Origin of the sequence: Pseudomonas persica, assembly GCF_900291015.1 — a bacterium.
Taxonomy (GTDB): Bacteria; Pseudomonadota; Gammaproteobacteria; order Pseudomonadales; family Pseudomonadaceae; genus Aquipseudomonas.
Map to the genome: position 1 here is coordinate 147,494 of NZ_OLKL01000016.1, position 18,791 is coordinate 166,284.

Sequence of the window (18,791 nt, forward strand, 5' to 3'; positions counted from 1 at the left end):
CCTGTTCCTGTGATGTAGAGGGGACAGGCTCCAGCGCTGCCAAGGAGATAGGTGCCGCTCGAGTCTGAGTTCGAACTCAGCAAAGGACTATAACAATGGCTCTCAGTAAAGAAGTGCCGGAGTTTGACATCGACGATGACGTCCTCCTGATGGAGACGGGAATCGTTTTGGAAACGGATGTGGTGTCAGACGAACCTGCTGTATCTTCGGTTCGGACGAGGGCCAAGTCGGGCTCTTCGCTCAAGCAACACAAGTACATCGATTACAGCCGGGCGCTCGATGCCACCCAGTTGTATCTCAACGAGATCGGATTCTCGCCTCTGCTTTCGCCGGAAGAGGAAGTGCACTTTGCGCGCCTGTCGCAAAAGGGTGACCCTGCCGGCCGTAAGCGCATGATCGAAAGCAACCTGCGCCTGGTTGTAAAAATTGCCCGTCGTTACGTCAATCGCGGCCTGTCGCTGCTCGACCTGATCGAGGAGGGCAACCTGGGGCTGATCCGTGCGGTCGAGAAGTTCGACCCGGAGCGTGGTTTCCGTTTCTCGACCTATGCGACCTGGTGGATTCGCCAGACCATCGAGCGGGCGATCATGAACCAGACCCGCACCATTCGCCTGCCGATCCACGTGGTCAAGGAACTGAACGTCTACCTGCGCGCGGCGCGCGAGCTGACCCAGAAGCTGGACCACGAACCCTCGCCAGAAGAAATCGCCACGCTGCTGGAGAAGCCGGTCGCCGAGGTCAAGCGCATGCTGGGCCTGAACGAGCGGGTGTCTTCGGTGGATGTCTCGCTCGGCCCGGACTCGGACAAGACCCTGCTCGATACTTTGACCGACGATCGCCCGACCGACCCGTGCGAACTGCTGCAGGATGACGACCTGTCGCAGAGCATCGACCAATGGCTGGGTGAGTTGACCGACAAGCAGCGTGAGGTCGTGGTGCGTCGCTTTGGCCTGCGCGGGCATGAAAGCAGCACCCTGGAAGATGTCGGCCTGGAGATCGGCCTGACCCGCGAGCGGGTGCGGCAGATCCAGGTAGAGGGGCTCAAGCGTTTGCGCGAGATCCTCGAGAAGAACGGCCTGTCCAGTGAGTCGTTGTTCCAGTAGCGGAAGCCTGCAACACAAAGCGCCCCGATGATTTCGGGGCGTTTTTGTATGTGGCGATCAGAGGTGTCCCATTCAAAATTGCCGGGGGCGCTTTGCGCCCCTTTCGCGACACAAGGCCGCTCCCACAGGTATTTCATCGCCTTTGAATGCACCACGATCCTGTGGGAGCGGCCTTGTGTCGCGAAAGGGCTGCAAAGCAGCCCCAAAATCGGCCAGGCAAAACAAGTATCAAATGTGTACCGCGCTACCCCGGTAACATCGCGTGTAAGCCTTTGCTTACTTGTTTCGTAAGCCTTTTATGTACACTTCAGTAAATCATTGTCGTATCCAGAACCTGCGTTTTCTCAACCCATTGAAAACCCTGGCTTATTCAGCTGTGAGGAAATGTGTCACCTGCAACACCCTGTGAGCTTTCGCGGTTGCCCGCCCGGTTCAAGTCGCTAGTATTCGAACTGTGCACAGGGACATGCGCAGGCTTTCAGGAGGAAAGCCAGGGACATCGCAAGAGGCGATTTCATCAGGATGATGTTTAGGACAAGCAGGGACTACGGAAAAAATGTGGGCGGGTCAAACCGCCCCTTTTTTTTGCCCGCAGAAAACAAAAAAAGGCCCGAGGGGCCTTTTTCATGTCCGGGCGCTATCAGCGCTCCAGTTGGTCGATCTTGCCAGTCTTGCCATCCCACTCTTCAGCGTCCGGCAGGGCGTCCTTACGCTCGGTGATGTTTGGCCAGATTTCCGCCAGTTCGGCGTTCAGCTCGATGAAGTTCTCCATGCCCGCAGGCACTTCGTCTTCCGAGAAGATGGCTTGCGCTGGGCATTCCGGCTCGCACAGGGCGCAGTCGATGCACTCGTCCGGGTGGATGACCAGGAAGTTCGGGCCTTCGTAGAAGCAGTCCACCGGACAGACTTCCACGCAGTCGGTGTATTTGCATTTGATGCAGTTGTCGGTGACGACGAAGGTCATTTCTAGTTCTCTCCTCAGGCGACGGCGGCGGCCCTTCCTCTCAGGGTCGCGCGGTTTACGGGCATGTGGCTGCAGGCCAGGCTAATAACCTGCAGCACCAGCAAACCGCGGCGGATTCTACCAGCTTGTAGTGGGCGCCGTTATAACAGGTTCTTTAGTTGATATAGCATTTCGATAGCTTGACGCGGGGTCATGTCGTCCAGCTGCAGCTTGCCCAGCTTCTCGATGGCCGGGTGTGGCAGGCTGGCGAACAGGTCGCTCTGGTGCGGGACCTGTGGCACGTCCTTGGCTTTTTGGGCCGGGGGCTGTTCATGCGGCAGGCTGGTGGTTTCCAGCCGCCCCAGGTGTTCGCGGGCACGCTGGATGACGGCCGTCGGCACGCCGGCCAGCTGCGCCACGGCCAGGCCGTAGCTCTGGCTGGCAGGACCAGGCAGCACGTGGTGCAGGAACACGATGCGTTCGTTGTGCTCGGTGGCGTTCAGGTGCACGTTGGCCACCAGTGGTTCGCTTTCCGGCAGCACGGTGAGCTCGAAATAGTGCGTGGCGAACAGCGTATAGGCGCGCAGCTGGGCCAGGCGTTCGGCGGCGGCCCAAGCCAGCGACAGGCCGTCGAAGGTGCTGGTGCCGCGGCCTACTTCGTCCATCAGCACCAGGCTGCGGTCGGTGGCGTTGTGCAGGATGTTGGCGGTTTCGCTCATCTCGACCATGAAGGTCGAGCGGCCGCCGGCCAGGTCGTCGCTGGAGCCGATGCGGGTGAAGATACGGTCGACCAGCGACAGCTCGCAGCTGGCTGCCGGCACGAAGCTGCCGATGTGCGCCAGCAGCACGATCAGGGCGGTCTGGCGCATGTAGGTGGACTTACCGCCCATGTTCGGGCCGGTGATGATCAGCATGCGCGTGCTGTTGTCCAGGCCCAGGTCATTGGCCACGAACGGCGTGGTCAATACCTGTTCCACCACCGGGTGGCGGCCCTGCTCGATGCGCAGGCACGGCTCGTCGACGAAGCGCGGGCAGTTCAGGTCGAGGTTCAGCGCGCGTTCGGCCAGGTTGCTGAGCACGTCCAGTTCGGCCAGGGCGGCGGCGCTGTCCTGCAGCGGCGCCAGGTGGCTGATCAGGGTTTCCAGCAGGGCATCGTAGAGCATCTTCTCGCGGGCCAGGGCGCGGCTCTTGGCCGACAGGGCCTTGTCCTCGAACGCCTTCAGCTCCGGGGTGATGAAGCGTTCGGCGCCCTTGAGGGTCTGGCGGCGGATGTAGTCGCCCGGGGCCTGCTCGGCCTGCTTGGTCGGCAGCTCGATGAAGTAGCCATGCACGCGGTTGTAACCGACCTTGAGGTTGGCCAGGCCGGTGCGGGCCTTTTCCCGGGCTTCCAGGTCGATCAGGAACTGGCCGGCGTTCTCGCTGATCGCCAGCAGTTCGTCCAGCTCATTGTCATAGCCGGCCTTGAGCACGCCGCCATCGCGGATCACCGCCGGCGGGGTGTCGATGATCGCCCGCTCCAGCAGGCTGGCCAGTTCGGGGTAGGTGCCGGTAATGGCGGCCAGGCGCGCCAGGTGCGGCGCTTCCAGCTCAGTCATGGCGTTCTGCAGCTCGGGCAGCGCGCCCAAGGCATCGCGCAGGCGCGCCAGGTCGCGTGGGCGGGCGTTGCGCAGGCCGATACGGGCGAGAATCCGCTCGATATCGCCAATTTCCTTGAGCTGCGGCTGCAGCTTCTCGAAGCGGTAGCCGTCGAGCAGGCAGCGGATCGAGTCCTGGCGTGCCTGCAGCACCTTGAGATCGCGCAACGGTCGGTTCAACCAGCGGCTCAGCAAACGGCTGGCCATGGCGGTCTGGCAGCGGTCGATCACCGACTGCAGGGTGTTGTCACGGCCGCCGGCCAGGTTGATATCCAGCTCCAGGTTGCGGCGGCTGGCGCCGTCGAGGATGACCGTGTCGTCCAGGCGTTCGTGGCGCAGGCTGCGCAGGTGCGGCAGGGCCGTGCGCTGGGTTTCCTTGGCGTAGATCAGCAGGCAACCGGCGGCGCCGATGGCCAGGGTCAGCTTGTCGCAGCCAAAGCCCTTGAGGTCCTTGGTCGCGAACTGCTGGCACAGGGCCTTGCGTGCCGAGTCGCGGTCGAAGTCCCATGGCGCACGGCGACGGGCGCCCGGGCGTTTCTCGGCCGGCAGGTCGCGCGGCCAGTCGTCGGGGATCAACAGCTCGACCGGGTTCAGGCGCTCGAGTTCGGCCAGCAGGTTCTCCCAGCCCTTGATCTCCTGCACGCTGAAGTTGCCACTGGTGATGTCCAGCACGGCCAGGCCGAACAGGCGCTCGTCACCGAGCAGCGCGGCAATCAGGTTGTCGCGACGCTCGTCGAGCAGGGCCTCGTCGCTGACCGTACCGGGGGTGATGATGCGCACCACCTGACGTTCCACCGGGCCCTTGCTGGTGGCGGGGTCGCCAATCTGCTCGCAGATCACCACCGATTCGCCGAGCTTGACCAGCTTGGCCAGGTAACCTTCCAGTGAATGGAACGGAATCCCGCACATGGGGATGGACTGGCCGGCCGACTGACCGCGCGCGGTCAGGGTGATGTCCAGCAGTTTTGCGGCTTTTTTCGCATCTTCGTAGAAGATCTCGTAGAAGTCGCCCATGCGGTAGAACATCAGCTGGTCCGGGTGCTGGTTCTTCAGCTTCCAGTACTGCTGCATCATCGGGGTGTGTGCGGAGAAATCGGAGATTGCTTTATTCATCAAGGGCTTAGAAGGTAGGTCTCAACATTGTGGGGCAAATTTGGGGCGTTCTGTGTTGCATGCGCGACGCCGAGACCCACCGGATTTTTCAAGCCGCATAGGTTACCACGGCTACCCGGCAGGCAGTACCTGCAAGTCCGGCGAGTGTGCAGAGATGCACTGAAGGCAGGTTGACATCATGGTGCTGCCATGGAGAATTGCGTGCTTTTTGCCCATCAGGGATGGCCTGGCTGACGTATTCGCGGTGGCCCGCGGCCCAGTAGGCAGTTATTGCAACCAGGTTGATCAGTGCAGTGAGCGCAATTCGTTTTGATGTAGATGCGGTTTTTTGTATTTCCCTCGACACCCGTGCTGACCGGCGCACGCTGTTCAGCGAAACCATCGGGCGACAGCTCGGCAACGAAGTGCACTTTCATGTCGTCGAGAAAGACAGCGACCCCAAGCGCGGTTGCTACGAGTCGCACCAGCAACTGGCCCGCCATGCGCTGGACAACGGCCTCGATCGAATCCTGATTTTCGAAGACGATGCCAAGGCCTATGAATTCAAGCCTTCGCGGGTGCGCTGGGTAAATCGCTTCATGCAGAAACGGCCCTTCGAGGCCTTGCACCTGGGCTATTCCATGGGGCGAACCTGGCTGACCTGGTTCCCGTTCATTGCCCGGGGGCGGGTGGTGGCGCTGCATGCCTATGTGCTGTCGCGCGAGGGCTGCCGGATTCTGGCAGAGACGCCCTACGATGGCACGCCGGTGGATGTGGTGGTCAAGCACAGGATCCGCCAGCATTGCGTGTTCCCCATGATGTTCCGCCAGCACGCCGCTGCCGTGGCCGGCAGCGACCTGGAACAGGTGGTGCGCAATGAGGACGAGTGGTGGGAGCGCAACTGGGTCAAGCACCGTCGCTCACCGATGAAGAACATCTGGCGTACCGTGCTGCGGCTGAACTTCTGATAGCTGCGAGTGGCGGCCTTGAGGTTGTGTGGGTGCTTTGAGGTGCAGGCCTTGGGCGATAAGAATCTCAAGGCGCCCCCCCCGCAGTCCTCGCGCACTGCTCGATGCTCATCCCCCATCCACAAAATGCTAGGGTAGAGGCCTGCCTTCAAGGAGCCCGACATGGACCCGATCACCACGCTTGCCACCCGCCTGGGTGAACATCTGCGCCGCTTCAATGCGCAGGTGACCACCGCCGAATCCTGCACCGGCGGCGGTATCGCCGAGGCCATCACCCGCGTGCCGGGCAGCTCGGCCTGGTTCGAGGCCGGTTACGTGACCTATTCCAACACCCAGAAGACCCGCCAGCTGGGAGTGCCCGAGGCGTTGTTCGGCCAGGTTGGCGCGGTCAGCCAGGAAGTGGTCGAAGCCATGGTCCGCGGCGCCCAGGCCGCCAGCGGCGCACGTTTTGCCGTGGCGGTGAGCGGCGTGGCCGGACCGGAAGGTGGTTCGCCGGCCAAACCGGTGGGCACCGTGTGGCTGGCCTGGGGCGACGGCCGCCACGTGTTCAGCGAGCGGCGCCAGTTCGACGGCGACCGCGAGGCAGTACGCCGACAGACGGTGATCGCCGCGTTAGACGGCTTGTTACAGCTTGGTGCCGAGTAAATCGACGACAGGGGTTTGCGCGGGCGCTTGCCTGTGGAATAATACTGGCTACTTATACAGGTATTCCGGCCGTCAGGGCCAAGTCGAACACGTGAGGATTTCAATGGACGACAACAAGAAGCGCGCCTTGGCTGCGGCCCTGGGTCAGATCGAACGCCAATTCGGCAAGGGCGCAGTCATGCGTATGGGCGACCACGAGCGCCAGGCTATCCCTGCCATCTCCACCGGCTCGCTGGGCCTGGACATCGCCCTGGGCATCGGCGGCCTGCCCAAAGGCCGTATCGTCGAGATCTACGGCCCGGAATCGTCGGGTAAGACCACGCTGACCCTGTCGGTCATCGCCGAAGCCCAGAAAAACGGCGCCACCTGCGCCTTCGTCGACGCCGAACACGCCCTCGACCCCGAGTACGCCGGCAAGCTGGGCGTCAACGTCGACGACCTGCTGGTTTCGCAGCCGGACACCGGCGAACAGGCCCTGGAAATCACCGACATGCTGGTGCGTTCCAACGCTGTTGACGTGATCATCGTCGACTCCGTGGCCGCCCTGGTACCGAAGGCCGAGATCGAAGGCGAAATGGGTGACATGCACGTGGGCCTGCAGGCGCGCCTGATGTCCCAGGCGCTGCGCAAGATCACCGGTAACATCAAGAACGCCAACTGCCTGGTCATCTTCATCAACCAGATCCGTATGAAGATCGGTGTGATGTTCGGCAGCCCGGAAACCACCACCGGCGGTAATGCCCTGAAGTTCTACGCCTCGGTGCGCCTGGATATCCGCCGTACCGGCGCGGTCAAGGAAGGCGATGAGGTGGTTGGTAGCGAGACCCGCGTCAAGATCGTCAAGAACAAGGTCTCGCCACCGTTCCGTCAGGCCGAGTTCCAGATCCTCTATGGCAAGGGCATCTACCGTAATGGCGAGATCATTGACCTGGGTGTTTCCCAGGGCCTGGTCGAGAAGTCCGGTGCCTGGTACGCCTACCAGGGCAACAAGATCGGTCAAGGCAAAGCAAACGCTGCCAAGTACCTGGCTGAGAACCCGGCCATTGGGGCCGAGATCGAGAAGCAGATTCGTGAGAAGCTGCTGACTGCTGGTGCTGCAGCGGCTGCTGGTAAGGCTGCTGCTGTCGAGGCTGATGCCGACGATATGGCCGACGCTGACGCTGGCTATTGATTGCGCGGTAGATAGCTGAATATGTCCGCCGTACTCGACACCCCCGTCGCCATCCGGCGGACAGCCATGGATCTGCTCGCGCGACGTGAGCACGGTCGCGTCGAGCTGACGCGTAAGTTGCGTCAGCGCGGCGCTGCGGACGAGCTGATCGAGCCTGAACTCGACCGGCTCGCCGAAGAAGGGCTACTTAGCGAGGCCCGCTACCTCGAAAGTTTCATCAGATACCGTTCCAGCTCCGGCTATGGCCCTGCGCGTATTCGCGAAGAGCTGGGCCAGCGTGGTTTGGCGCGTGGTGATATCGAGCAGGCATTACGCGAGAGCGAGGTGGACTGGAGCGAGCGTATGCGTGACGTATGGCAACGCAAGTTTGCCGGTCAGCGCCCGCAAGATCCCCGCAGCCGCGCCCAGCAGACCCGGTTTCTGGCTTACCGGGGTTTCCCCATGGACATGATCGGCCGCCTGCTCAGTGGGCGTGATCTCGACGATTACTGAAAACCGGGCTGCTTCGCAGCCCTTTGTGGGAGCGGGTTTACCCGCGAACACCGGCGCAGCCGGTGCCATACACCGCGTTGGATTTTTCGCGGCGGTTCGACGCCTCGATGAACCCGCTCCCACAGGGTAGGCGGACTTGTGTCACGATCAACTGACCTTCAACGCCTCCCTGGCCCGCTGCGTGGTATGCATGGGCTGCGGCTTGGCCCAGTTCTCCGGCAGGTTGATGAAATCCACCAGCTCGCGCAGCCTGCCTTGATCCCGGCCATTGAAGGCAAATGACAAACGGGTCAGATGGTTGAAATTGCCCACTTCGTGCTCGGCACTGCTGTCAGGTTGCTGGTGATACTTGCCACTCAGGCGCAAGTCGGCAAAGCCTTCCTGGATGTCATACAGCGCCGCCTCGCTGAGCGGGTGGTGCATGCGGATCACGAACTGGCTCTTCAGCCAGCGGCTGGAGTGGTAGTTGCTGTAGAACTGGTTGATTTCCTCCACTGCCTCGTCAGCGCTGTACACCAGGCGCAGCAGTTTCAGGTCGCTGGGCAGGATGTAGCGGTTTTCCTCCAGTTGGCGGCTGATGAAGTCCAGGCAGTCGCGCCAGAAACTGCCGCCCGGTGAATCCAGCAGCACCACCGGCACCAGCGGGCTCTTGCCGGTCTGGATCAGGGTCAGCACCTCCAGCGCTTCATCCAGGGTGCCGAAACCGCCAGGGCACAGCACCAGGGCATCGGCTTCCTTGACGAAGAACAGCTTGCGGATGAAGAAGAAGTGGAACGGCAGTAGCTTGTCGGTGCCGTCCACCGTGGGGTTGGCGTGTTGTTCGAAGGGCAGGGTGATGTTGAAACCCAGGCTGTGGTCGCTGCCGGCGCCTTCGTGGGCTGCAGCCATGATACCGCCGCCGGCACCGGTGATGACCATCAGGTCGGAGCGCGCCAGGGTTGCGCCCAATTCGCGGGCCAGGGCGTACATCGGGTGTTCCAGCGGGGTGCGCGCCGAGCCGAACACGGTTACCTTGCGCCGGCCCTTGTAGCGTTCCAGGCTGCGGAACGAATGGTCCAGTTCGCGCAGGGCCTGCAGGGTTATCTTGGCGCTCCAGCGGTCGGTGTCGTCATGGGCCATGCGCAGGATGGTCAGCATCATGTCGCGGTACAACGGCAGGTTGGGGCTGTTCGGTGCCACCAGTTGCAGTTGTGCGTCGATGTTGCTCAGGTCGATGTTGTTGTCGCGGAAGTGGCTGAACAGCAGTTCACTCGATTGGTAAGGCATGCAACGTCTCCTTCTGCACCAATACCTCTGACCTCAATCTAGACCCTCGCGCCCGATCGTGCCGGAGGTGTTCGGCACAGCCGCCCGTCGGCGTGCAGCCTCAGGTGATGCGGGTTTGGTTAACTGGGTAAAGCGAAACGTGTCGATGCAGGAGGTGGCGGTATGCATCGCTTGATCATCGAGGTGGACCGGCAGCTTTACCAGCAGCTGGAGAATGCGGCCCAGGTGCATCACCTGAGCCTGGAGGCCGAGTGCCGTCGCCGGTTGTCGGGGCTGGAGTGCCAGTCGCGCTACTTGCAGGCGCTGCTGGCAGAGATGCGCGCCGATGCCGCTGAGGGGGCTGGCGCCCCCGTGAAGACGAGAAGGTGTAGCGATTGAAAGTTGTAGCTACTTTTTCTTGTTGCCGGCCACGCAGCTGGCATTGTCGAACGCCTGGTCCATGATCGGCTGGTTGGTCTTGTAGACCGTGAAGCGGTAGACCATGACCGCGCCTTTGGACATCAGGTTGCGGAAGCCGCTATTGCGGCAGACGCTGTCACCCAGTTGGCTGCGTACCTGTTCGGGGTTGCCCTGCATGCGCTCGGCGTGTTCCTGGCGCACGCTCAGGTGGTTGACCAGTGCCTTGCCTTCCACCGTGTAACCCTGGTCGAGGATATCCTCGTTGATGGCTCGCGGGGTGCCGACGCTGCTCTCTTTGGCAACCTTCTGCAGCATGTTGTTCAGGTCGTATTCCTGCTTGGAAGCCGCCTGGGCTGCCAAAGGCAGGGCGAGCAACAGGCTCAGGGCGGGGATGATACGGCGCAGCATGAATATCTCCTGGTTCGATGACTGGCGCTTTGACATGCGCGGGTCGACGGCGTTCCCTGAAAATCGCACTGTGGCTGCAATTGGGGCCGCAGTTCGGCCCATCGCCGGCAAGCCAGCTCCCACAGGGATTGCACATGGCCTGGTGGGCAATGCAGTCGAGCTGGGAGCTGGCTTGCCGACGATGGGCTGCGCAGCAGCCCCAGAAGCGCGCAGGCGCGAGGCTGGGGTACGGTATAAACAACGATTATAAGGGCCGCGCTGGCACCTGCACAGCAATTGCCCCCTGTTCTGGTAGACTGGCGCCCTTGTTTTCTCCGAGTCATCCTTGTGTCCATTCCCAACCTGTCCAGAGGCCTGCCGGCATGAGCCATGCGGTAGCGCGCCTGCGCGCCGAACGCCTGGCCCGCAGCAACAAGCCCTTCATCGCCCGTGGCTCGCGTGCCGAACGTTGCCCCGACTGCCGGGTTATCGCCACGCATTGCCTGTGCGCCTGGAAGCCCCGGGTGCAGGCCGAGTCCGGCGTGTGCCTGCTGATGCATGACACCGAGCCGCTGAAGCCCACCAATACCGGTTGGCTGATCGCCGACCTGATCGAGGACACTTCGGCCTTTGGCTGGCTGCGCACGTCAGTCGACGAGGGTTTGTTGGCTTTGCTGGATGACCCGCGCTGGCAGCCCTATATCGTCTTTCCCGGCGAATTCGTGGCCCAGCAGCGGGTGGTCAGCGAGGTGCTGCGTGAGCCGGGCAAGCGCCCGCTGTTCATCCTGCTCGATGCCACCTGGACCGAAGCGCGCAAGATGTTCCGCAAAAGCCCGTACCTTGACCGCTTCCCGGTGTTGAGCCTGCAGGCCGAGCAGATGTCCCGCTACCGCCTGCGCCGCTCCAGGCGCGATGATCACTTCTGCACCGCGGAAGTCGCGGCCATGTGCCTGGACCTGGCTGGCGATACCCAGGCCTCGCAGGCGCTGGACGCCTACCTGGACGTGTTCAGCCTGCATTACCTGAGCGGCAAGCGGCGCCTGCCGCTGGACGAGCAGGACGACACCCACCAGCGTTTGCATACCTTCCTATAGTCCAAGGGGCACAACCCCTGCTTTGGTTCATAATGACCCTTACCCGAGTGCCCGACACAGAACAGGATCCCCAGATCGATGGCCACTTACGAAATCCTGATTGCCGATGACCACCCGCTGTTCCGTGGCGCCTTGCGCCAGGCCGTTACCCTCGGCCTGGGCCCGGATGTACGCCTGGTTGAAGTCGCCAGCATTGCCGAACTGGAAACCCGCCTGAGCGAAAAAGCCGACTGGGACCTGGTGTTGCTGGACTTGAACATGCCGGGTGCCTACGGTTTTTCCGGGCTGGTGCTGCTGCGCGGGCAATACCCGCAGATCCCCGTGGTTATGGTGTCGGCGCAGGAAGAGGCCGCAGTGGTGGTCAAGTCCCGCGAGTTTGGCGCCAGTGGCTTCATTCCCAAGTCCAGCACCCTGGAAGTGATTCAGGATGCGGTGCGCAAGGTGCTCGACGGTGAGGTCTGGTGGCCGCCGCAGGCGTTTGAAAAGGTCGATGTCTCGGCCGAAGCCAAGGCCGCCAGCGAAGGCCTGGCCAGTCTCACGCCGCAGCAGTTCCGCGTGCTGACCATGGTCTGCGAAGGCTTGCTGAACAAGCAGATCGCCTATGAGCTGAACGTGTCGGAAGCGACCATCAAGGCCCACGTGACCGCGATCTTCCGCAAGCTGGGTGTGCGTACTCGCACCCAGGCCGCGTTGCTGCTGCAACAACTTGAGTCGGTTGCCAGCAACTGAGTACGCGTGGCTTCACGCTTTTTTGACCCGTGCCGGTCTAGTCTGCTGGCCTTTCTGTTGTGAAGTGACTCACATGACATCGCCATTCAAGGGCCAGACCGGCCTCAAACGTATTCTCAACGCCGCTGGCTATTCGCTGGACGGCCTGCGCGCCGCCTTCAAGGGCGAGGCCGCGTTCCGCCAACTGGTGCTGCTCAATGTGCTGCTGATCCCGATCGCCTTCTGGCTGCCGGTGAGCCGTGCGGAGCGGGCGATCATGATCGCTGTGTGCCTGTTGGGCTTGATCGTCGAGCTGTTCAACTCGGCGGTGGAGGCAGCCATCGACCGCATTTCGCTGGAGCGCCACCCGCTGTCGAAAAACGCCAAGGACATGGGCAGCGCCGCGCAATTGGTGGCACTGACCATGGTGGCGCTGGTGTGGGGTGTGATCCTGCTTTAAGCGATTGGTGGCAACACGATCTCGTCACTGCGGGTGAAGCCCGCAGTGAAGTTGCGGCACAGTTCGAGAAATTCGCGCATGGCCGAGGTCTGGTACTTCTGTTTGTGCCAGATGAAGTAGAACTGGCGCATCAGGTCCAGCTCCGGGGTTTCCACCGCGACCAGGCTGCCGCGGCGGAAGGCGTCGCGCAGGGCCAGGCGCGAGATGCAGCCGATGCCCAGGCCCGATTCCACTGCACGCTTGATCGCTTCGGTGTGTTCCAGTTCCAGGCGGATGTTGAGGTTGGTGCGGTGGTGACGCATGGCCTGGTCGAAGGTCAGGCGCGTACCTGAACCCTGTTCGCGCAGGATCCACGCTTCCTGGGACAAGGTCTGTACATCGGCGCGGCCCAGCTTGGCCAGCGGGTGCTGCGGTGCGCAGAACACCACCAGTTCGTCCTCGACCCAGGGCTGCACTTCCAGGTCCGGGTGGTTGCAATCGCCTTCGATCAGACCCAGATCAATTTCGTAATGCGCCACCTGGTGCACGATGTGCGCAGTGTTCTGTACATGCAGCTTCACCTGGCTTTCCGGGTGTACCTGCATGAAGCTGCCGATCAGCAGGGTGGCCAGGTAGTTGCCGATGGTCAGCGTGGCGCCGACCGCCAGCGAGCCGAAACCGGACTTGCCGTTGAGCAGGTCTTCGATTTCCTTGGCCTGGTCGAGCAGGGCCACGGCCTGCGGCAACAGTTGCTGGCCCAGGGCGTTGAGGCTCAGGCGCTTGCCGGCGCGGTCGAACAGCTGGCAGCTGGACTGGCGCTCAAGTTCGGTGATCGAGGTGCTGGCGGCCGACTGTGACAAGGCCAGCACACTGGCGGCGCGCGAAACGCTCTGGTGCTGGGCCACGGCCACGAAGACTTGCAGTTGACGAAGTGTAAATCGCATATCGATATAACCGATAACACATATCTTGATAATCCAGTTAACAGATATTGTCGCTGCCCCTAAACTATTGCGCAACTGCGTGCCTTGCGCGCGCCGCGTCTTTCTTCAGGAGCCCCATTAGATGAGCAACATGAACCACGAACGTGTCCTCAGTGTTCACCACTGGAACGACACCCTGTTCAGCTTCAAGTGCACCCGCGACCCGGGCTTGCGCTTCGAGAACGGTCAGTTCGTGATGATCGGCCTGCAACAGGACAACGGCCGTCCGCTCATGCGCGCCTATTCCATCGCTTCGCCGAACTGGGAAGAGCATCTGGAGTTCTTCAGCATCAAGGTGCCGGACGGCCCGCTGACCTCGCAGTTGCAGCACCTGAAGGAAGGCGACGAGATCATCATCAGCAAGAAGCCTACCGGTACCCTGGTACTCGACGACCTGAACCCGGGCAAGCACCTGTACCTGCTGAGCACTGGTACTGGCCTGGCGCCGTTCATGAGTGTCATCCAGGACCCGGAAACCTACGAGCGCTTCGAGAAAGTGATCCTGGTGCATGGCGTGCGCTACGTGAACGAAGTCGCCTACCGCGAATTCATCACCGAGCACCTGCCGCAGAACGAGTTCTTCGGTGAGTCGGTTCGCGACAAGCTGATCTACTACCCGACCGTGACCCGCGAACCGTTCGAGAACCAGGGTCGCCTGACCGACCTGATGCGCAGCGGCAAGCTGTTCAGCGATATCGGCCTGCCACCGATCAACCCGCAGGACGACCGTGCGATGATCTGCGGCAGCCCGAGCATGCTTGACGAGACCAGCGAAGTGCTGGACAGCTTCGGCCTGAAGATCTCCCCGCGCATGCGCGAGCCGGGTGACTACCTGATCGAGCGTGCCTTCGTCGAGAAGTAAGGCACAGGCTGATGCAAAGAAGGCGACCCTTGGGTCGCCTTTCTTGTGCCTGTGATTCATGTATCGCCAGCACTGGCCTCTTCGCGGGTAAACCCGCACAGGGATACCACAAGGTCCGAGGTCAGTGGTATCCCTGTGCGGGTTTACCCGCGAAGAGGCCGGAACAGGCAAGACACAATCTATTCGACGCGCGTCTCGCCGCTATACACCAATATCTCCCTGCACCGCTTGCACAGGTAGCGCCGCCCCTGGCGCACCAGCTTGTGCCGCTGCGCGGTAAACGGGAAGTCGCTCTGCGGGCACGGGCAGCGGTAGATGTAGCGGGTCGCCACGCGCCGTTGCACTTCGTAGTTGTGGCAACGGTTGGGCGGCAGTTCATACACCCCGCGCATGATCAGCTGCCACTCCTCGCCATGGGCCTGGATACGGTCGCCGAACAGCTGGTGGGCCACCAGGTGCGCCACTTCATGGGCCACGGTCTGGCGCAGGAAGTCTTCCTGGTTTTCGCGGTAAAGCTGCAGGTTGAAGCGCAGCAGGTTCTCGTGCAGGTGGGCGACACCGGCTTTTTGCCCGCGCAGCTTGAAACTGACTTCCGGGCGCGGGAAGGGGCGTTTGAAGAAGGTTTCGGCTTGCTGGTAACAGGTTTCGACGCGTTGTCTTAGCAGCTCGGGCATGGCGGGGTGGTTCTCCTGACCGGGCATTATGCCGCAACCCCGGGTAGCCTGCCGAGCCACCGGTCAGCGTACAGCCAGAGGCCGCCTTGCGGCGGCCCCTGGTTGATGCCCCAGTGTTGGTCGAGCTGTTCTAGTTGGTGTAGACGGGCCCCACGCCCAGTCCCCAGATGATCACCGTGGCGGCCATGATCGCCACCAGTACCACAAGGCCAACCGCCAGCACCGAGCTGGAGAACAGGAAGCCTTCGTCGGGCGGTATGTTCATGAACGTCGGCAAGCCGACGTACAGCAGGTACACCGTGTAGCAGATGGCGGCGGTGCCAACCAGCATGCCCAGCCACAGGTGCGGGTACAGCGCCGCCAGGCCGCCGATGAACAACGGGGTGGCGGTGTAGGTGGCAAAGGCGATGCACTGGGCCATGGACGGGTTGGCATCGTAGGTGCGGGCCATCCAGTGGATGAACGCACCCATTACCGCCACCCCGGCAAGCATCGCCAGGTACGACATGATGCTCATCCAGATGGCGCTTTCCATGGTCAGCATCACCGCTGGCCGGTCGCCGATCACCCAGCCGACCTGGGTGGTACCGATGAACGCCGAAACGGCGGGGATCGCAGCCAGGATCAGGGTGTGCGTCAGGTACATGTGGCTGATGGTTTCTTCTTCGCCACGAATTTCCCGCCATTCCTGGTCGGGATGGGTAAACAGCCCCACAACGTGATGAATCATGCCGGTCACTCCTCTCATTGTTGCCAAACGCCCCCCAGATGGAGCGCAAGCGGCCCGAGGCCCGAACACCGAAGCAAGCGGTAATGTGGCCTTATGTCGCAGTATAGGAAGCCGTTACCCGCATAAACCGCGCTTTTTAGAGCAAATTGCGCTGTAAGGCGCGCTGTTGATTACATTGAAGTCTTTATCGGAATGCCTACAGCGCCGCCGCGTTTGTGCGTAAAATAGCCGGCTTTTGTCACACCTCGCGGATCCAAGCGCTATGGGCACCCTCTCGGTCAACCAGAACAAACTGCAAAAACGCCTGCGTCGTCTCGCCGGCGAAGCCATCACCGACTACAACATGATCGAGGATGGCGACAAGGTCATGGTCTGCCTGTCCGGGGGCAAGGACAGCTACACCATGCTCGACGTTCTGTTGCACCTGCAGAAGGTGGCACCGATCAAGTTCGAGATCGTTGCGGTGAACATGGACCAGAAGCAACCGGGTTTTCCCGAGCATGTGCTGCCGGCCTACCTCAAGGAACTGGGCGTCGAGTACCACATCGTCGAGAAGGACACCTACTCGGTGGTCAAGGAGCTGGTGCCCGAGGGCAAGACCACCTGCTCGCTGTGTTCGCGCCTGCGTCGTGGCACCCTGTACACCTTCGCCGACGAAATCGGCGCGACCAAGATGGCGCTGGGGCACCACCGCGACGATATCGTCGAGACCTTCTTCCTCAACATGTTCTTCAACGGCGCGCTCAAGGGCATGCCGCCAAAGCTGCGCGCCGACGATGGCCGCAACGTGGTGATCCGCCCGCTGGCCTACTGCAGCGAGAAGGATATCCAGGCCTACTCGGACATGAAGGAGTTCCCGATCATCCCGTGCAACCTGTGCGGTTCGCAGGAAAACCTGCAGCGCCAGGTGGTCAAGGACATGCTGGTGGAGTGGGAGCGCAAGCACCCGGGCCGTACCGAGAGCATCTTCCGCGCCCTGCAGAACGTGGCACCGTCGCAGCTGGCCGACCGCAACCTGTTCGACTTCAGCAGCCTGAAGATCGACGAAAACGCCACCCCGCGTTTCCTTGACGTGCTGAACATCTGAGCCCATGCGTGACTACCAGTGGTTGCATGAGTACTGCCTGAACCGCTTCGGCTCGGCCCAGGCCCTGGAGGCCTTCCTGCCGCAGCCGCGCACGCCGGCGCAACTGCGTGATATCAGCGACGACCGCTACCTGTCGACCTTGGCCCTGCGCGTGTTCCGCGCCGGGCTCAAGCACAGCCTGGTGGATGCCAAGTGGCCGGCCTTCGAGCAGGTGTTCTTCGGCTTCGACCCGGAGAAGGTGGTATTGATGGGCGCCGAGCACCTGGAGCGGCTGATGCACGACGAGCGCATCATCCGCCACCTGGGCAAGCTCAAGAGCGTGCCGCGCAATGCGCAGATGGTCCTTGACATGGTGAAGGAGAAGGGCAGTTTCGGCGCCTTCATCGCCGACTGGCCGCTGACCGACATCGTCGGTTTGTGGAAGTACCTGGCCAAGCACGGCAACCAGTTGGGCGGGTTGTCGGCGCCGCGCTTTTTGCGCATGGTCGGCAAGGACACCTTCATTCCTACCGATGACATGGCCGCGGCGTTGATTGCGCAGAAGGTGATCGACAAGCCACCGACCAGCCAGCGGGATTTGGCCTTGGTGCAGCAGGCGTTCAACCAGTGGCATGCAGAAAGTGGGCGGCCGCTGTGCCAGTTGTCGGTGATGCTGGCGCATACCGTCAATCATTGAGATTTTAGGGTTGCTTTGCGGCCCATCGCCGGCTTGCCGGCGATGGGCCGCAAAGCGGCCCCAATATTAATTCCCTTCGCCCGCCATGCGCCGCTCGTGCTGGAACTTCCAGCGCACATACAGCAGCGCGGCAATGAACAGCCCCAGGCTCACCAGTACTTCTACCCAGCCAAATAGCGCCCGCGCCGGGTCGAAGGCCGCCAGTACGCCCTTGATAAAATAGATATTCACCACGAAGCAGGTCCAGGCATGTGCCCGGGCGCTGCCCGTCAGCATGCCCGGCAGCAACAGCAGCAAGGGTACCAGTTCGATCGCCAGGATTACCTCGACCCGTGCCCCGTGCAGGTTGGCGAACCACAGGTTGTTCACCACCAGCAGGGCGATCAGGCCGAAGAAGAACGCCAGGCTCAGCGCCCGCGTCAGGCGCAGGCGCGGCGCCAGCCATTCCAGTGCCGGCAATACCTTGGGCTTCTTAGCCACGTGCGCCCTCCAGGGCCTTGGCAGTGGTCGCCAGGCGTTGGCCAAGGGCGCGGCACAGGGCTATCTCGTGTTGGTCGAGCTCGCGCTTGCCATCGGCGCCAGCATGATGGCTGGCACCATACGGTGTGCCGCCGCCGCGGGTCTCGAGCAATGCCGATTCGCTGTACGGCAGGCCCATTACCAGCATGCCGTGGTGCATCAGCGGCAGCATCATCGACAGCAGGGTGGTTTCCTGGCCGCCGTGCAGGCTGGCGGTGGAGGTGAACACACCTGCCGGCTTGCCGACCAGCTCACCGCCCAGCCACAGGCTGCTGGTGCCATCCAGGAAGTACTTGAGCGGCGCTGCCATGTTGCCGAAGCGGGTCGGGCTGCCCAGTACCAGGCCGGCGCAGTGGCGCAGGTCGTCCAGGGTGGCGTACAGCGCGCCACTGGCCGGGATGTCCGGGGCCACCGCTTCGCACTCGGTGGAAATCGCCGGCACCGTACGCAGGCGGGCCTCCATGCCGGCCAGCTCGATGCCGCGGGCGATGTGCCGGGCCATCTCGCTGGTCGAACCATGGCGGCTGTAATACAGCACCAGGATGTAGGGCTGGCTCACGGCAGGATCTCCAGTACTTTCTCCGGTGGGCGGCCAACCACAGCCTTGTCACCGGCGACCAGGATCGGCCGCTCGATCAGCTTGGGGTGTTGGGCCATGGCCTCGATCAGCTGCGCGTCGGTCAGCGCCGGGTCGGCCAGGTTCAGCTCTTTGTACTCGTCCTCGCCGGTACGCAGCAGCTGGCGCGGGGCGATGCCCAGCTTGCCGAGCAGGGCCTTGAGGGTGGCGGCGTCGGGCGGGGTCTCGAGGTAGCGCACGATGGTCGGTGCCAGGCCGCGGGCTTCGAGCAGTTCCAGGGCGCCGCGGGATTTCGAGCAGCGCGGGTTATGATAGAGCGTGAGGTCGGTCATGTCGGGTCGC

At 62.3% G+C, this 18,791-nt stretch carries 21 protein-coding genes and 1 pseudogene; 12 read left to right on the plus strand and 10 right to left on the minus strand.

Translation table 11 applies throughout. The annotated features are described in order from the left end of the window. The first annotated feature begins 95 nt into the window (after positions 1-95). Positions 96-1,103 (plus strand): RNA polymerase sigma factor RpoS, encoded by a 1,008-nt coding sequence (rpoS, locus tag FQ664_RS08460; RefSeq protein ID WP_003252351.1) that lies wholly within the window; start codon positions 96-98, stop codon positions 1,101-1,103. A gap of 640 nt (positions 1,104-1,743) precedes the next feature. Here the strand turns inward: rpoS and fdxA are convergent. Further along, entirely contained in the window at positions 1,744-2,067 is a 324-nt protein-coding gene (gene fdxA / locus FQ664_RS08465; protein ID WP_144171533.1) for a ferredoxin FdxA, read from the minus strand. Positions 2,068-2,207: 140 nt separating this feature from the next. Continuing rightward, complete coding sequence (gene mutS, locus FQ664_RS08470; RefSeq protein WP_178090966.1) at positions 2,208-4,781, minus strand: DNA mismatch repair protein MutS; 2,574 nt, start codon at positions 4,779-4,781, stop codon at positions 2,208-2,210. Between the two features lie 305 nt (positions 4,782-5,086). Between mutS and FQ664_RS08475 the strand changes: the two genes are divergently transcribed. The 4 genes from FQ664_RS08475 (at position 5,087) to recX (ending at position 8,048) form a co-directional block, all read left to right on the plus strand. Next, positions 5,087-5,740 carry a glycosyltransferase family 25 protein gene (locus tag FQ664_RS08475; RefSeq protein ID WP_144171535.1) on the plus strand — a complete coding sequence of 218 codons (654 nt, stop codon included), beginning with the start codon at positions 5,087-5,089 and terminating at the stop codon, positions 5,738-5,740. A gap of 162 nt (positions 5,741-5,902) precedes the next feature. Then, positions 5,903-6,385: a CinA family protein gene (locus tag FQ664_RS08480; protein WP_144171536.1), complete on the plus strand. Its 483-nt coding sequence runs from the start codon at positions 5,903-5,905 to the stop codon at positions 6,383-6,385. A gap of 103 nt (positions 6,386-6,488) precedes the next feature. Continuing rightward, complete coding sequence (gene recA, locus FQ664_RS08485) at positions 6,489-7,556, plus strand: recombinase RecA (protein WP_144171537.1); 1,068 nt, start codon at positions 6,489-6,491, stop codon at positions 7,554-7,556. 21 nt (positions 7,557-7,577) lie between these two features. Beyond that, complete coding sequence (gene recX / locus FQ664_RS08490) at positions 7,578-8,048, plus strand: recombination regulator RecX (protein ID WP_144171538.1); 471 nt, start codon at positions 7,578-7,580, stop codon at positions 8,046-8,048. 147 nt (positions 8,049-8,195) lie between these two features. Here recX and FQ664_RS08495 read toward each other — a convergent pair whose 3' ends face one another. Continuing rightward, the gene (locus FQ664_RS08495; RefSeq protein WP_144171539.1) at positions 8,196-9,314 is read right to left on the minus strand and encodes an LOG family protein; all 1,119 of its coding nucleotides are present in this window, start codon (positions 9,312-9,314) and stop codon (positions 8,196-8,198) included. Between the two features lie 162 nt (positions 9,315-9,476). Here FQ664_RS08495 and FQ664_RS08500 point away from each other — a divergent pair. Next, positions 9,477-9,685 (plus strand): annotated as a pseudogene (locus tag FQ664_RS08500) (hypothetical protein). Between the two features lie 16 nt (positions 9,686-9,701). Here FQ664_RS08500 and FQ664_RS08505 read toward each other — a convergent pair. After that, the gene (locus tag FQ664_RS08505) at positions 9,702-10,121 is read right to left on the minus strand and encodes a quorum-sensing-regulated virulence factor family protein (RefSeq protein WP_144171541.1); all 420 of its coding nucleotides are present in this window, start codon (positions 10,119-10,121) and stop codon (positions 9,702-9,704) included. Between the two features lie 362 nt (positions 10,122-10,483). Between FQ664_RS08505 and FQ664_RS08515 the strand changes: the two genes are divergently transcribed. The 3 genes from FQ664_RS08515 to FQ664_RS08525 all read left to right on the plus strand — a co-directional run bounded on the left by FQ664_RS08515 (position 10,484) and on the right by FQ664_RS08525 (position 12,362). Further along, positions 10,484-11,194 (plus strand): tRNA-uridine aminocarboxypropyltransferase, encoded by a 711-nt coding sequence (locus FQ664_RS08515; protein WP_144171543.1) that lies wholly within the window; start codon positions 10,484-10,486, stop codon positions 11,192-11,194. Positions 11,195-11,272: 78 nt separating this feature from the next. After that, a complete protein-coding gene (gene erdR, locus FQ664_RS08520; RefSeq protein ID WP_016715442.1) occupies positions 11,273-11,923 on the plus strand; it encodes a response regulator transcription factor ErdR in 651 nt (216 codons plus the stop codon). Positions 11,924-11,996: 73 nt separating this feature from the next. Then, the gene (locus FQ664_RS08525; RefSeq protein WP_087501428.1) at positions 11,997-12,362 is read left to right on the plus strand and encodes a diacylglycerol kinase; all 366 of its coding nucleotides are present in this window, start codon (positions 11,997-11,999) and stop codon (positions 12,360-12,362) included. Here FQ664_RS08525 and finR read toward each other — a convergent pair. Next, the gene (gene finR, locus FQ664_RS08530; RefSeq protein ID WP_144171544.1) at positions 12,359-13,285 is read right to left on the minus strand and encodes a LysR family transcriptional regulator FinR; all 927 of its coding nucleotides are present in this window, start codon (positions 13,283-13,285) and stop codon (positions 12,359-12,361) included. The two genes, FQ664_RS08525 and finR, sit on opposite strands and share 4 nt — an antisense overlap. 121 nt (positions 13,286-13,406) lie before the next feature. Between finR and fpr the strand changes: the two genes are divergently transcribed. After that, positions 13,407-14,186: a ferredoxin-NADP reductase gene (gene fpr, locus FQ664_RS08535; protein WP_003252381.1), complete on the plus strand. Its 780-nt coding sequence runs from the start codon at positions 13,407-13,409 to the stop codon at positions 14,184-14,186. Between the two features lie 179 nt (positions 14,187-14,365). Here fpr and FQ664_RS08540 read toward each other — a convergent pair whose 3' ends face one another. After that, positions 14,366-14,860 carry a SprT family zinc-dependent metalloprotease gene (locus FQ664_RS08540; protein ID WP_085602071.1) on the minus strand — a complete coding sequence of 165 codons (495 nt, stop codon included), beginning with the start codon at positions 14,858-14,860 and terminating at the stop codon, positions 14,366-14,368. 130 nt (positions 14,861-14,990) lie between these two features. Beyond that, entirely contained in the window at positions 14,991-15,590 is a 600-nt protein-coding gene (locus FQ664_RS08545) for a Yip1 family protein (RefSeq protein ID WP_144171545.1), read from the minus strand. Positions 15,591-15,852: 262 nt separating this feature from the next. Here FQ664_RS08545 and ttcA point away from each other — a divergent pair, with 262 nt between their 5' ends. Beyond that, a complete protein-coding gene (gene ttcA, locus FQ664_RS08550; RefSeq protein ID WP_144171546.1) occupies positions 15,853-16,677 on the plus strand; it encodes a tRNA 2-thiocytidine(32) synthetase TtcA in 825 nt (274 codons plus the stop codon). Positions 16,678-16,681: 4 nt separating this feature from the next. Next, the gene (locus tag FQ664_RS08555) at positions 16,682-17,353 is read left to right on the plus strand and encodes a DNA-3-methyladenine glycosylase I (RefSeq protein ID WP_144171547.1); all 672 of its coding nucleotides are present in this window, start codon (positions 16,682-16,684) and stop codon (positions 17,351-17,353) included. Between the two features lie 66 nt (positions 17,354-17,419). On the opposite strand, the gene FQ664_RS08560 is transcribed toward FQ664_RS08555, so the two are convergent. The 3 genes from FQ664_RS08560 to arsC are packed head-to-tail and all read right to left on the minus strand — an operon-like array spanning position 17,420 to position 18,781. Further along, entirely contained in the window at positions 17,420-17,833 is a 414-nt protein-coding gene (locus FQ664_RS08560; RefSeq protein WP_144171548.1) for a DUF2069 domain-containing protein, read from the minus strand. Next, positions 17,826-18,431: an NAD(P)H:quinone oxidoreductase gene (gene wrbA, locus FQ664_RS08565; RefSeq protein WP_144171549.1), complete on the minus strand. Its 606-nt coding sequence runs from the start codon at positions 18,429-18,431 to the stop codon at positions 17,826-17,828. The genes FQ664_RS08560 and wrbA overlap by 8 nt, the downstream gene beginning before the upstream one ends. Further along, a complete protein-coding gene (gene arsC, locus FQ664_RS08570) occupies positions 18,428-18,781 on the minus strand; it encodes an arsenate reductase (glutaredoxin) (RefSeq protein WP_144171550.1) in 354 nt (117 codons plus the stop codon). Before arsC ends, wrbA begins: the two co-directional genes overlap by 4 nt. Positions 18,782-18,791: the final 10 nt, after the last annotated feature.

Excerpts from the sequence above, each read along its gene's own strand:
- fpr (WP_003252381.1), top strand. The coding sequence starts at position 13,407 with ATGAGCAACATGAACCACGAACGTGTCCTCAGTGTTCACCACTGGAAC.
- FQ664_RS08545 (WP_144171545.1), bottom strand. The coding sequence starts at position 15,590 with ATGATTCATCACGTTGTGGGGCTGTTTACCCATCCCGACCAGGAATGG.
- ttcA (WP_144171546.1), top strand. The coding sequence starts at position 15,853 with ATGGGCACCCTCTCGGTCAACCAGAACAAACTGCAAAAACGCCTGCGT.
- FQ664_RS08540 (WP_085602071.1), bottom strand. The coding sequence starts at position 14,860 with ATGCCCGAGCTGCTAAGACAACGCGTCGAAACCTGTTACCAGCAAGCC.
- FQ664_RS08515 (WP_144171543.1), top strand. The coding sequence starts at position 10,484 with ATGAGCCATGCGGTAGCGCGCCTGCGCGCCGAACGCCTGGCCCGCAGC.
- rpoS (WP_003252351.1), top strand. The coding sequence starts at position 96 with ATGGCTCTCAGTAAAGAAGTGCCGGAGTTTGACATCGACGATGACGTC.
- finR (WP_144171544.1), bottom strand. The coding sequence starts at position 13,285 with ATGCGATTTACACTTCGTCAACTGCAAGTCTTCGTGGCCGTGGCCCAG.
- recA (WP_144171537.1), top strand. The coding sequence starts at position 6,489 with ATGGACGACAACAAGAAGCGCGCCTTGGCTGCGGCCCTGGGTCAGATC.
- erdR (WP_016715442.1), top strand. The coding sequence starts at position 11,273 with ATGGCCACTTACGAAATCCTGATTGCCGATGACCACCCGCTGTTCCGT.
- FQ664_RS08480 (WP_144171536.1), top strand. The coding sequence starts at position 5,903 with ATGGACCCGATCACCACGCTTGCCACCCGCCTGGGTGAACATCTGCGC.
- fdxA (WP_144171533.1), bottom strand. The coding sequence starts at position 2,067 with ATGACCTTCGTCGTCACCGACAACTGCATCAAATGCAAATACACCGAC.
- FQ664_RS08495 (WP_144171539.1), bottom strand. The coding sequence starts at position 9,314 with ATGCCTTACCAATCGAGTGAACTGCTGTTCAGCCACTTCCGCGACAAC.
- FQ664_RS08525 (WP_087501428.1), top strand. The coding sequence starts at position 11,997 with ATGACATCGCCATTCAAGGGCCAGACCGGCCTCAAACGTATTCTCAAC.
- recX (WP_144171538.1), top strand. The coding sequence starts at position 7,578 with ATGTCCGCCGTACTCGACACCCCCGTCGCCATCCGGCGGACAGCCATG.
- FQ664_RS08555 (WP_144171547.1), top strand. The coding sequence starts at position 16,682 with ATGCGTGACTACCAGTGGTTGCATGAGTACTGCCTGAACCGCTTCGGC.
- arsC (WP_144171550.1), bottom strand. The coding sequence starts at position 18,781 with ATGACCGACCTCACGCTCTATCATAACCCGCGCTGCTCGAAATCCCGC.
- FQ664_RS08505 (WP_144171541.1), bottom strand. The coding sequence starts at position 10,121 with ATGCTGCGCCGTATCATCCCCGCCCTGAGCCTGTTGCTCGCCCTGCCT.